This is a genomic window from Emergencia sp. 1XD21-10 (assembly GCF_009936045.1).
GTDB lineage: Bacteria > Bacillota > Clostridia > Peptostreptococcales > Anaerovoracaceae > Senimuribacter > Senimuribacter intestinalis.
The window spans coordinates 1-12,231 of the sequence record NZ_QWEQ01000043.1 but is presented as its reverse complement, the minus strand read 5'-3'; the positions used below and the strand labels follow the sequence as shown (position 1 = coordinate 12,231).

Annotated in this window: 14 protein-coding genes, 3 tRNA genes and 1 riboswitch; of the genes, 5 read left to right on the top strand and 12 right to left on the bottom strand. The window is 41.9% G+C overall.

Annotation, left to right across the window (positions count from 1 at the left end):
- Positions 1-189 precede the first annotated feature (189 nt).
- Positions 190-292, top strand: a riboswitch (glycine riboswitch).
- 94 nt (positions 293-386) lie between these two features.
- From D1151_RS15820 to D1151_RS15810, 3 genes are all read left to right on the top strand, one after another.
- Positions 387-1,799 carry a sodium:alanine symporter family protein gene (locus D1151_RS15820; RefSeq protein ID WP_160203071.1) on the top strand — a complete coding sequence of 471 codons (1,413 nt, stop codon included), beginning with the start codon at positions 387-389 and terminating at the stop codon, positions 1,797-1,799.
- Positions 1,800-1,958: 159 nt separating this feature from the next.
- Entirely contained in the window at positions 1,959-2,234 is a 276-nt protein-coding gene (spoVG, locus tag D1151_RS15815) for a septation regulator SpoVG (RefSeq protein WP_160203070.1), read from the top strand.
- 175 nt (positions 2,235-2,409) lie between these two features.
- Positions 2,410-3,597: a CapA family protein gene (locus D1151_RS15810; RefSeq protein WP_161909511.1), complete on the top strand. Its 1,188-nt coding sequence runs from the start codon at positions 2,410-2,412 to the stop codon at positions 3,595-3,597.
- 29 nt (positions 3,598-3,626) lie between these two features.
- Here the strand turns inward: D1151_RS15810 and pyk are convergent, their stop codons facing one another.
- The gene (gene pyk, locus D1151_RS15805) at positions 3,627-5,069 is read right to left on the bottom strand and encodes a pyruvate kinase (RefSeq protein ID WP_243151232.1); all 1,443 of its coding nucleotides are present in this window, start codon (positions 5,067-5,069) and stop codon (positions 3,627-3,629) included.
- A gap of 2 nt (positions 5,070-5,071) precedes the next feature.
- Positions 5,072-5,473: a hypothetical protein gene (locus D1151_RS15800; protein WP_161909510.1), complete on the bottom strand. Its 402-nt coding sequence runs from the start codon at positions 5,471-5,473 to the stop codon at positions 5,072-5,074.
- A 149-nt stretch (positions 5,474-5,622) separates the two neighbouring features.
- Between D1151_RS15800 and D1151_RS15795 the strand changes: the two genes are divergently transcribed.
- Entirely contained in the window at positions 5,623-5,814 is a 192-nt protein-coding gene (locus D1151_RS15795) for a (2Fe-2S)-binding protein (protein ID WP_160203067.1), read from the top strand.
- A 22-nt stretch (positions 5,815-5,836) separates the two neighbouring features.
- On the opposite strand, the gene rbr is transcribed toward D1151_RS15795, so the two are convergent.
- From rbr to D1151_RS15760, 7 genes are all read right to left on the bottom strand, one after another.
- Positions 5,837-6,454: a rubrerythrin gene (gene rbr / locus D1151_RS15790; RefSeq protein WP_161909509.1), complete on the bottom strand. Its 618-nt coding sequence runs from the start codon at positions 6,452-6,454 to the stop codon at positions 5,837-5,839.
- 67 nt (positions 6,455-6,521) lie between these two features.
- Positions 6,522-7,958, bottom strand: a complete 1,437-nt coding sequence (locus tag D1151_RS15785; RefSeq protein WP_161909508.1) for a basic amino acid/polyamine antiporter — start codon at positions 7,956-7,958, stop codon at positions 6,522-6,524.
- 167 nt (positions 7,959-8,125) lie between these two features.
- A complete protein-coding gene (locus D1151_RS15780; protein ID WP_160203064.1) occupies positions 8,126-8,902 on the bottom strand; it encodes a dimethylarginine dimethylaminohydrolase family protein in 777 nt (258 codons plus the stop codon).
- Positions 8,903-9,184: 282 nt separating this feature from the next.
- Entirely contained in the window at positions 9,185-9,712 is a 528-nt protein-coding gene (locus D1151_RS15775) for a methylated-DNA--[protein]-cysteine S-methyltransferase (RefSeq protein ID WP_160203063.1), read from the bottom strand.
- Positions 9,713-9,783: 71 nt separating this feature from the next.
- Positions 9,784-9,894 carry an LPXTG cell wall anchor domain-containing protein gene (locus D1151_RS17415; RefSeq protein WP_369122409.1) on the bottom strand — a complete coding sequence of 37 codons (111 nt, stop codon included), beginning with the start codon at positions 9,892-9,894 and terminating at the stop codon, positions 9,784-9,786.
- Positions 9,895-10,104: 210 nt separating this feature from the next.
- Positions 10,105-11,028 (bottom strand): glycoside hydrolase family 5 protein, encoded by a 924-nt coding sequence (locus tag D1151_RS15765; RefSeq protein WP_243151112.1) that lies wholly within the window; start codon positions 11,026-11,028, stop codon positions 10,105-10,107.
- Positions 11,029-11,201: 173 nt separating this feature from the next.
- Entirely contained in the window at positions 11,202-11,453 is a 252-nt protein-coding gene (locus D1151_RS15760; protein WP_161909507.1) for a hypothetical protein, read from the bottom strand.
- A gap of 137 nt (positions 11,454-11,590) precedes the next feature.
- On the opposite strand from D1151_RS15760, the gene D1151_RS15755 reads away from it, so the two are divergent.
- Entirely contained in the window at positions 11,591-11,899 is a 309-nt protein-coding gene (locus tag D1151_RS15755) for an MGMT family protein (RefSeq protein WP_160203060.1), read from the top strand.
- An 83-nt stretch (positions 11,900-11,982) separates the two neighbouring features.
- On the opposite strand, the gene D1151_RS15750 is transcribed toward D1151_RS15755, so the two are convergent.
- From D1151_RS15750 to D1151_RS15740, 3 genes are all read right to left on the bottom strand, one after another.
- Positions 11,983-12,058: transfer RNA gene (locus D1151_RS15750), tRNA-Met, on the bottom strand.
- 8 nt (positions 12,059-12,066) lie between these two features.
- A tRNA-Asn gene (locus tag D1151_RS15745) sits at positions 12,067-12,141 on the bottom strand.
- A 13-nt stretch (positions 12,142-12,154) separates the two neighbouring features.
- Positions 12,155-12,229 (bottom strand) — tRNA-Gly (locus tag D1151_RS15740).
- Between the last annotated feature and the right edge of the window lie 2 nt (positions 12,230-12,231).

The following is a 12,231-nucleotide window of genomic DNA, read 5'->3' as shown; positions in this document are numbered from 1 at the left end:
TGATATGTGTTTTTTAGGAATCCTTTTGGGACATTTTCTCTTGCGCTTTCTTAAGACATTATCACTTTTGGAGCAGAAAGAAAGTATCCTTATACAAAAAATTCCTTGCCAAAATTAAGTTTATATGATAGACTCTAGTACGTTAGTTTATATGTTGACTGGCAAAGATATTCTGCCGGTCTGAAAGAAAACTATCTCTCTGGAGAGAACCGAAAGGTCGCCGAAGGTTTAAGCGGGCAGGTCTAAGCAGCCTATCCGTGATATCTCAGGCAAAGAGGACAGAGCCAATAGTTCAATCTAAATAGCTTATGTCATCCCTCCAGAGCCGAATTTACTAAATTCGGCTTTTGTTTTGCTTTAAATTATCAAAAAGAGGAGATGAAACAATGAATTTCACAGAATTAATCAAGAGCATAGACGATTTCGTCTGGGGCATTCCCCTCATCGTGCTCATCATGGGTACTGGTATCCTTTTGACTTGCCGTGTTAAGCTTTTGCAAGTCAGAAAACTGGGAAAGGCCTTAAAGTTTATGGTCAGCAATAAAGAAGGTGGTGAAGGTGAAGTTACCAGCTTCGGCGCATTTTGCACCGCTATGGCAGCCACCATCGGTACAGGAAACATCGTAGGTGTTGCCACTGCCGTTGTTGCAGGCGGTCCCGGCGCTCTGTTCTGGATGATTGTTGCAGCTTTCTTCGGTATGGCAACTAAGTATTCCGAAGGTGTGCTCGCTATCAAGTACAGAACCATCGACGCAGAGGGACATGCCCTGGGTGGTCCTTTCTACTACATCGAAAAAGGTATGGGCACAAGCTGGAAGTGGCTTGCAAAGCTGTTTGCGATTTTCGGAATCGGCGCAGGACTTCTCGGAATCGGTACGATTACACAAGTAAACGGGATTGCCTCCGCTGTAAAGAACTTTGCGGATCCTAACAGTCAGCATACCATGACGCTTTTTGGAGCGGAATACTCTATTGCAGTAGTTGCAACAGCTATCATCGTTGCAGTTGCAACAGCATTAGTTGTAATTGGGGGTATCCAGCGTATTTCCAGCGTTACCACCATTATCGTCCCATTTATGGCAATCACTTACGTTGTCGTATGTGTTGCCATTATCCTTTACAATATTAAAGCGTTCCCTGCCGCCATCGTCACTATCGTGCAGTCCGCATTCGGCTTAAAAGCTGTCGCAGGCGGCGCTCTTGGTGCTATGATGGTAGCCGTTCAAAATGGTGTTGCAAGAGGAATTTTTTCCAACGAGGCAGGTCTTGGCAGCGCACCAATTGCTGCTGCTGCAGCACAGACAAAGACCAGCGTAAGACAGGGATTGATTTCTATGACAGGTACTTTCATTGATACTATCATCATCTGTACCATGACAGGAACTACCCTGATTATTACAGGAGCAACTGAGCTGGGTCTTGAAGGCGCAGAATGTACTGCGTATGCTTTCGGCAAAGGGCTCCCTTGGAGTCAGAGCACAGGTGCGTTCATCCTGATGATGTGTCTCGCATTCTTTGCATTCACAACAATTCTTGGCTGGGACTATTATTCAGAAAGATGTCTGGAATACCTGGCAGGCAAGAAAAAAGGCATTCTTATGACTTACAAATGGCTGTACATCTTTGCAGTGCTGATTGGACCATTCCTGACCGTTGAAGCAGTATGGACCATCGCTGATATTTTTAACGGACTAATGGCAATTCCGAACCTGATTGCACTGGTTGCCCTCAGCGGCGTTGTTGCCAGAGAAACCAAAGACTTCTTTGAAAAAGAGGCACACCTTAAGCTAGGAGCCTAAGACCTCTACGCAAAATTGAATATCGACTTTTAATCAAATCATCCTAAAACAACCTGAAAGAATCAGATATTTTAGTTATTAAATATTGCCACACACTGGAAAATGTTATATAATAATAGTGCCTTTATGGGCACCATACGGCAAGAAAGGTGGTCAATTATGAACATAACTGATGTAAGAATCCGTAAGATTAACGACGAAGGAAAAATGAAAGCCGTGGTCTCTATCACATTTGATGACGAATTCGTAGTACATGACATCAAGATTATTGAAGGACAGAACGGACTATTCATTGCCATGCCTAGCAGAAAGATGGGAGAAGGTGACTTCAGAGACATCGCGCATCCGCTACTTTCCGAGACTAGATCCAAAATTAAAGACGCGATTTTTACTGAGTACGAAAAACTTTTAACGGAAAAAGAATCCGAAGAATGACCGACAAGAACTAACTAGTTATATTATTAGCTGCTTCAAAAGAAGCAGCTTTTTCCTTGTGTTTTTCATATTTTTAGTTTCCTATCTTTTTATAATTTACATAAATTAACATCAATATAGTCCTCAATTTATGTTATAATGAATCATATTGAACTAAACATTGAAAGGAACTATCATGCGAACTCTACTTGAACACTGGAAAATCATCCTACTTATTTTTACAGCAGTCGTCCTTCTATGCCTTTTTGTGTATCACTTCATTGGACAGCAAACCAGATTTAGTATAAAAGGTTCAACCTACCAGACCAGTGACAGCACAAGCAGTGTAACCATTCTCTTTGGCGGAGATATAATGTGCCAGCGCAGACAACAGCAGGCAGCGTTCCTTCCTAATGGGACAGGCTATGACTTCAACTACGCCTTTGATTACGTGAAAGACATCATCCAGAGCGCGGATTTTTCTATTGCCAACTTAGAAACCAATATCTCCCCCTCCCATCCTCTCAGCATTGACCAACGAAAAAAATATGAAAAGCCTTATCTCAATGCCCCTGCTTCATTTCTCACTGCAGTCAAAAATGCAGGCTTTAATGTGTTAGTCAGTGCAAATAATCATAATTCGGACACCGGCGTTGATGGACTATTAGAAACGATTTCTAATATCGATGCCGCCGGTTTTACAAGAACTGGTATTTACAAAAATGCTACCGAAAAACGCTATATTATCCTTGAAAAAAACAACATCAAAGTTGGACTGGCATCCTATGTCACCTATCTAAATCCATCAAAACAGGATTTCTCAAAGAAAGAACGCGCCATCCATCTGAACGAATACTCACAAAGTAAGGTAAAAAAGGATATCAAAAAAATGAAGAAAGAAGGTGCTGAGTATATACTGATTTATTTCCACAGCGGTATTGAATTCACAAATTCCTCTTCACCTAAGCAGCAGCGAATTGCAAAAGAAATTGCAAACGCCGGCGCCGATTATATTCTGTGCTCCCATTCTCACACTGTACAGGAATACGATATTATAACCGGTTCCAAAGGTAAACAAGTACCTGTTATCTATGGCATGGGCAACTTTATTTCCCATATGACCAAGCGAATTGAAGTATCCTACGGTATCATGATGTCCCTAACACTTACCAAAGAAAACGGTCAGGTTCGCCTTTCCAACGAAGGGTATTATCCACTGCGGGTTTTTACAAACAACGAAGATACTGGCAGAAAATATCAACTGATACCATGTACTGATTCAGGTATAGCGGCAATTTCCGATGAAGCTATGGTTCGCAGACTAAAAAGTGGACGAAAAAGAATAAAAAAATACGTCGGAAGCAACATAAAAATGCTAAGGTGACCTTTCACAAGGTCACCTTTTTCAACTATTTAAGCCTCTACAACTCGAATAATATTAGTATTTCCTGGCACATCCACAGGTAAACCTGCGGTAATTACAATCTTATCTCCCTGTTTCAAAAGTTCGGCACTGACAGCCTTACGCACACAATGCGAAAAAAGCTCCTCAATCTCATACCGATAGTTTGCCATAATCGGACATACGCCCCAGACCAGCGCCAACTGGTGGAAGGTTTTCTCGTAAGGAGTGGCGCCAATAATTCTGATAGTCGGACGAAATTTAGACATCCTCTTTGCTGTATATCCAGTCTTGGTAATCGCCATAATTGCACCAGCTTTGATATCTTTTGCCAAAGTACAGGCGGCATGTCCCACTGCATTCGTCACATCCTCTGCATCCATCTCATGCCATACTGTATCTCTTCCCGGTACAGTGGGCTGATCTGCTTCTGCCTGCTGCGCAATTTTTGCCATCGTTGCCACAGCTTCCACCGGATACCGTCCCGCCGCTGTCTCCCCAGAAAGCATGACCGCTGTTGTTCCATCAAATACTGCATTAGCAACGTCGGTAATCTCTGCTCTCGTCGGAATCGGGCTTGTAATCATAGATTCCAACATTTGGGTTGCAGTAATTACAATTTTGCCTGACTGGACACAACGTCTGATAAAACGCTTCTGAATGCCCGGCAGCTTTTCGTAAGCTACCTCCACACCCATATCTCCTCTGGCAACCATAATGCCATCAGCCAACTGCAGAATTTCCTCAAAATTTTCAATCCCCTGTGTGCTCTCTATCTTTGCAATCAGCTTAATTTCTTTGCCTCCATTTTCGTCCAGCAGACTCCTGACTGCACGCACATCGCCAGCGGAACGTACAAAAGATGCCGCAATATAATCCACATCATTGGCGATACCAAACAAAATATCAGCTTTATCCTGCTCGCTGAGATACTGCATATTCAAATTGACGTTGGGCAGGTTAATTCCCTTATGGTTGCTGATTTTCCCGCCGTGTACAACAATTCCCTTTACATCGGTATCTGTAATTTCAGTTACTTTAATTACAATTTTTCCATCATTAATGAGTACCAGATTTCCACAAGACAGTTCTTTGGGGAAATCCTGATATGTTACAGCCGCCATGTACTTGGTTCCCATCACGTCTTGCGTCGTTAAGATAAAGGACTGTCCGTCATCCAGTATTTCCTCCCCTTTTTCAAAATCTCTGAGACGTATTTCCGGTCCTTTTGTATCAAGCAGCACTGCTGCCGGATAGCCCAGCTCATCTCGCACGCTACGGAAGTTCTCTATCGTTTTCTTATGTTCCTCATGAGTGCCATGAGAAAAGTTGATTCTGGCCACGTTCATGCCTGCCTCAAGCATATCCCGCAAAGTTTCCCGGTCTCTGGATGCCGGTCCAATGGTACAAACAATCTTCGTCTTTCTCATATGTAATTCGCCTTTCTCTATCATTTCTATACCTTCTTCTGAAATTCTGTATTACAGCTGTGGCATTTTATCTTTATTGTACCTTTACCTCTCGGTGCACGCATTTTTTGTCTGCAGCCCGGGCACTTAAAATAAGCATAATACCGCCATTCATACTGTTTCTGACGAAAAGATTTCCCCTTTGTTAATCTGAACTTCTGTGTCAGATACCAGGTATTCTCCCTCTCTCGCATATAGAGATTCCTTGAAAAAATTCTGTAATAGGCATAGATAAAAATCATTAATCCTAAATAGTAAAACAGATTCTCTAAGGTGAACATAGAGACTATCAAAAAAGTCATCGCAACAAGCAAAAGAAAACGTCCATACTGGTCAACCCCTCTGCGTCCCTGCATAAACTGATATATTCTGTAACGAAAACCATTCATCTTCTTACCGCCTCCAACTGTCACCTTTTATATCATACTACCATATTACACTTTATTTGTATATTCTTTATCTCAACTCTGTGAAGAAGTTGTGATTTTATTTCATTTTGTGGTATCATATATTCGACAAGAAAAATCAGGAGGTCAAAATGGACAAGAAATCTAGAGATTATGAAGTATGTCTCTGCTACCGTACCACTCGCGGTGAAGTAGAAGATATCATCAGAGAAAAAAATATTACTAATTTAAAAGACTTATGCGAAATCGCAAAAGTCGGTGACAAATGCGGCGGCTGCCGTGAAGATCTTCAGATGATCCTTGATGAAGTGCTGGCGGAATAATCCGCCAGCTTTTTAAATCCGCTTAATTGCCGCAAGGACAGTTTTCTGCTGTATACGGAGCAAGTTCAAGGCGAATGAAATATCCCTGATTATGCTGACACACCGGACAACTCTGCGGCGCCTCTGTCCCCTCCAGAATATGACCGCAGTTGAGACACATCCATTTGCAGGAAACGTCAGATACAAACAGCTTACCGGCTTCCATCAAATCAGCCAGCTGTCCGATTCTATCGCCGTGAACTTTTTCAATCATTGCAATCTGATTGAAGGAATTAGCAATCTGCGGAAAACCTTCCTCCATTGCTTTTTGACCAAAGGCAGGATACACATCCTCCCACTCCTCATATTCGTTATGCTGAGCATATCTGAGCAACTGTACTACAGAGTCCGCAATATCCACAGGATAACCTCCTTCGATATGAATGGTCTCTCCTGCCATTTCTTTCAGATGATTATAAAACACTTTGGCATGCTCTTTTTCCTGATCTGCCGTAAAGGTAAATACCGCCTCAACGACATGTAACCCTGCAGTTTTCGCCTGTGATGCTGCAAACGTGTACCGATTTCTCGCCTGACTTTCTCCTGCAAAGGCTCTCATTAAATTGTTCTTTGTCTCGCTCATGTTAAAATTAACTGACATTTTATTCTCCTCCTGTATCTTGATACAGGTAGTTTTTTGCAAAAGCTCCATTTTTTATTCCAAAATATTAAAATATCTCAAGACTTCCGTTCACTGCCATAACAATTGCTGCAACCAGCGCAATCATCAGCAAAATGCAAATTACTAAATCCGTCGTTGTTTGAAAATAAGTTTTACCCTGTTTCTTTCTATTGTAAAGATACATCAAAGTCCCTGGCGCATAGAGTATAACTGCCGCTAAAATGTAATTCAAACCGCTTGCATAAAGCAGCCATGCACCGTAGATAGATCCAATAATAGCGATAACCCATGCACTAAATACGCTGCCGCCACTCGTGATACCCTCTCCCTGAAATACCAGTTTTAAATAATAAAATGCAGAGAATACATAAGGTACCATAATAGCACTAGTCGACAATGCATAAACTGCCTGATAGGTGCTGGCACTAAAATAGATTACTATAATAAAGCCCTGCACAATGAGAGCTGACGTAATGACAGACCATGTTGGCGCATGAAAGCGGTTGACCTTGGCAAGCCCTGCCGGGAAAGACCCCTGTGCCGCAGGCCCATAGGCACTATCCACACATAAAATCGTATAAGAAAACATTGCACCGCCCAGAGAAATAATCACTGCAATATTAACAAGCGCTGCACCCCAGGGACCAACTACCGCCTCCAGAAGTCCTGCCATGGGCGGATTAGACAGTGCTGCCAATTCCTCCTGCGGCATAACCCCCATGCTGAGAACCGAAATCACAAAGTATAGTACAAATAAAGACAAGAAGGAAATTACCGTAGCAGTACCCGCCACCTTTGTATTTTTTCCTCGACCTGAAAGCACGACAGCCCCTTCAATACCGATAAAAATCCAAACTGTAGTATATACTGTCGACTTCACCTGTTCCATCAGGGAAAGTCCACCATCAATGCCAGAAAAGTTTTCTAAAAATATTTCCAGTCGGAACGCTCTAGCAAAAAGAATAGCAACAATCACTGCAATAATAGGCACTGCCTTTGCAATTACGACAATAGCATTGATGGTCACTGCCTCGTTGACCCCGCGCAGCACCAGGAATGATAGCCCCCAGATGATGATCGAAGCTGTCAAAAGTGAAATAAAATTGCTCCCAGAGCCGAAAACCGGAAAAAAGTTACCTAAAGATGCAAAGAGCAACGTGATAAAAGACAGCTGGGCAAGTAGTGCACTCATCCAGTACCCCCAGGCTGAATTAAATCCAACGTATTCCCCAAAGCCCTCCTTTGCGTAACTATAAATACCGCTGGTCAGCTCCGGTTTCACCACAGAAAGCCTAAAAAAACATAAGGTAAGTCCCAGCATCCCAATTCCGCAGATAGCCCAGCCAATTAAGGTTGCCATCGTATACGCGCCACCTGCCGCAAAATCACCGGATAAACTAAACACACCGCTGGCAAGGGTTGTACCCACTGCAAACAGGGTCAGTTTCCCAACACCTAGTCCTTGTCTATTTTCCTGATTCATAACTTCTTACTCCTTTCAAAAAAGAAATTGACGAAAAAAGCTCGCTCGCTGTAAAGTGCGGAGCGCTTGGGGGGGGCGCCCCGCCCCGCACTGTCTTGCTAATTCGTCTTTTATTTCGTCAATACTTGATTTTATAGTGAATCATATTCTGCTGTTGCCACTCTGTCTTAGAATCTTAAGGACAGGCAGGAAAGTCCGCCGTCAATCTTTCTAAACTCGGATGTGTCAACAAGTAAAGTCTTATAACCCATATCCTGTACTGCTTTAAGCACTGCTGGATATCCTTCTGGCACGATAACGGTATCATTGACCCAGATACAGTTCGCAGCATAGGCTTCTTCTTCCGGAATCACATACTTGTTGTATTTCTCGAATTCCGGCTTTGTGATAAATTCACCAGATACCAGCATATTATTGTTTTCCAGATAATTAACACCTGTTTTCAAGTGCAGTACCTCTTCTAGTTTTACTTCAGAACAGGTCATACCATATTTCTCCAGAATTTCTGTCAGTTGTCTGATGCCTTCCTCGTTAGTTCTTGCGGATCTGCCCACATAGAAATGGTCTCCTACCATCATTACGTCGCCGCCTTCCAACGTACCCGGCTCCTTGATATATTCAATCTGATCTTCAGAAAAGAATTTCTTTACCGCGTCAATAATCTCAAATTTTTCTCCATTTCTGGATTCTGCACCCGGGTTTGTGATGATAGCACATTTTCTAGTAATCAGCGCAGGGTCTTCCACAAAACAGGAATCTGGATATCTCTCATCTGCTTCTAGTACCGTAACGTCTACATCACACTGCTTCAGTGCTTCAATATAAGAATCGTGTTGCTTCAATGCCAGCTCATAATCAGGAATGCCTGGGTAATCTCCGCCGGAAATACCGTCTTTAATTGCACTGCAAGGTCTTCTGACGATAACGTGATTAAACTTTTTCATAGCGATTTCTCCTCTCAAACTCACAAAATATTGTTCATTCTTTCTTTTGATATATTATATACTATATTTTTATATTCTGTCAATCGATTTTATCGAATTTTATATAAAATATTTTATATATAAAATATTAATCCAATTTTATCCAGAAATGTTTTCCTGTTATTAGTCTTGCCACTTTTTGCTGAATTGATACAAAATACAGTTTCATCAGCAAATGACCATACAAAAAGGCCGCCCGCAACGCACAATTTGGCATCACATAAGCAGCCCTTACGCTGTATTCTATTTTTTAGGTTTGAAAAATCCAGTCATATCCGTGTGCTCCAGTTCCAACAGTTGTATTTTGGTATCGATACCTCCGGCGTAACCGGTCAGGTTTCCATTGCTTCCTACAACTCTGTGGCATGGTATTACAATAGAAATAGGATTATGACCTACCGCACCACCTGCTGCCTGCGCAGATGTAAAGGGCTTTCCTTCCATCTTTGCAACTTTCTTTGCAATTTCTGCATAGGTGATTGTCTTCCCGTAGGGAATTTCCCGTAAAATATTCCATACTCTCTGCTGAAACGGGCTCCCACAAAGCTTAATTGGAAGCTCGCGAATATCCGGATTTTCTCCCGCAAAATAAGCAGAAAGCCACACCTTCACCTGCTGAAATATCTCAAGTTCATCTCTGCATTCTGCATCCTGTACTAGTCCTTTTGCATAATACTTCTGATTTTCAATCCACAGTCCTGTTAGATTCTCACCGTCAGAAGAAAGCAGCAGGTTTCCAACCGGCGAATCAAAATAGGTTTTATATTGCATAAATGCGCTCCTTTTTTAATCTGCCCTAAAGACACCAAAAGGAGGGTTTCCCCTCCCAGTGGCTATTTCTTTTAGGATCTCTTTTTTCTAATTCCATATACTGTACCGCAAAGTCCAAGGACTGCTGCGCCAAGCACTGCAAGCCATGTCAGCATATTTGCTGTATCGCCTGTCCTTGGAATCCACCAAGGCAGTTCATCTGTATCCTTTTGTATTCCCTCTTTTCACAATTAGTTCACAAAACAAACATTACTATAACGAATTTCAAGATTATTCTATTCCTTTTTTCATTTCTTGTCAATAGAATTTTGGTTAGATTTTATGAATTTTTTTTCGAATTGTCGTCCAAACCCTTTATTTTTAGCCATTTGGAATTATCCAACCATTTTTTATTATATCTGATCCATGTACCATTTTCCACTAGCCGAAAAATCTGCCCTGGTCCAACCTTTTGTTTTCTTACAACTGGTTTTTATCAACGCTGAGGACTCATTTTTATTGGACAAATTCCATGCTACATAACTGATATCATGTCGATTCAATGATGTAATCCACTTTTTTCCCTGTGTCTTGTTCAATGCCCCGGTTCCAGAAGCATCACAGATGCTAAACTCGCTCACAAAAATCGGCAGTCCCTTTTTTACTGCTTTTTCCATCTTATCCCGCAAATCCTGTTTATGTGTACCTGCATAAAAGTGTAGACTATATAATAGATTATCATATTTCAGCGGACTTGCCGCCGCTTTATCTACATCCTGACTCCAGTGTGGTGTGCCTACGATAATAATTGCGTCAGGATTATTTTTACGAATTACAGGAATTATCTGTTTGGCATATTTCTTAATTTGTGACCAAGTAACGCCGCCATTTGGTTCATTGCAAATCTCATAAATTATATTTTCCTGATCCTTGTACTTTTTAGAAACTTTTCCAAAAAAATCCTTTGCTCTGCTCACATACCGATTAGGGTTTCCATCGCTCAAAATATGCCAATCTATAATTACATACATGCCTAAATCCGTTGCTGCATCAATGCCAGTATATACTCTTTTCCGCTGCTTTGTGCGGTTCTCTGTGCCACTGTTACAATATCCATTGTACTCAGTAGTGTACATGGCAAGGCGAATCGTATCCACACCCCACTGGTCTCGCAGATTTTTAAATGCTGACTTATTCACATATTCTGGAAACCATGCAATGCCGTGAGTACTGACACCGTGAAGCTGACAACTGCTTCCATCCTTTGCCAACAGCTTGCTACCCTCTACTTTCAACGCTCCATACTTCTCAAAAGGCGTCTTCGTACGTTGAGCCATTTGCAGAGGTTCTGCCGCTTCATTATCATTGTCCGCAAAACACACTCCCGAAAAAATAATACCAAAAAGTAGGATTACCGCAAGTACCCTAACTATCCCTCGTCTTTTCATATTTTATTTTATTTCATCCTCCCAAATTTCATTTCTTTTCCATCTTTGTCATTTTCCGATAATCATATCGCTTTTGATTTCCAGACTGCCGTATGCGCAAGACTTTGCTCAATTGCCCCATCAAATGCGTTTATATTGGTCGGCGTATTTCTCTGACAAAGTTCCCGCAGCGCGTCTGTCTTTTCATCTTTGTTTATAAGCTCTATAGCACTGCCAAAGACAACTGTCGATTCATATTCCGCCGTAAACTCATACTCCTCTCTTCTTGGTTTGCATGCGTATGATAGGCATACCCTAGGATTTTCTCTTAGCAATTCAATCTTTTTTCCAGCCCTCGCACAATCATAAATTATCATACCGATTACAATAATGTCAACTGGCTGTTATCTATTTTATACTTTTACTGTCACCGAATTTCGTATATACTATCATTATTAAAGGAGAAATTATTATGGATACTTTTTTTACATCAGTCTACAACATCGTCGCACAAATCCCCTGCAGTAAAGTCGCCTCATATGGACAAATCGCTCGTATGTTAGATTCACCTCGTTCTGCCAGAATTGTCGGCTACGCTATGAGGAACTGCCCCGATACACTTCCATGGCACCGAGTCGTAAAAGGTGATGGCTCTATTTCAAATGGTGTTCTGAAAGATTTATGCAGAGATTTGCTTCTAGATGAAGGGGTAAGTTTTTTACCAGATGGACGCATAGACATGCAGCTTTGTCAATGGAACCCAGATTTTGATCTAAAATAGCTATTTTTTATAAATCCCCTTATATAAGACACTCCTACATATAAGTACAAAAAAACTGCCCAATGGACAGTTTTTTGTACTTTTGGTTGCGGGGACAGGACTTGAACCTGCGACCTCCGGGTTATGAGCCCGACGAGCTACCAACTGCTCTACCCCGCGATGTAAAATGGCTCCGAGAGTGGGGCTCGAACCCACAGCCTACCGGTTAACAGCCGGTTGCTCCACCATTGAGCTATCTCGGAATAATACTTTATCTGGAGCGGAAGACGAGATTCGAACTCGCGACCCTCGCCTTGGCAAGGCGATGCTCTACCCCTGAGCCACTTCCGCAT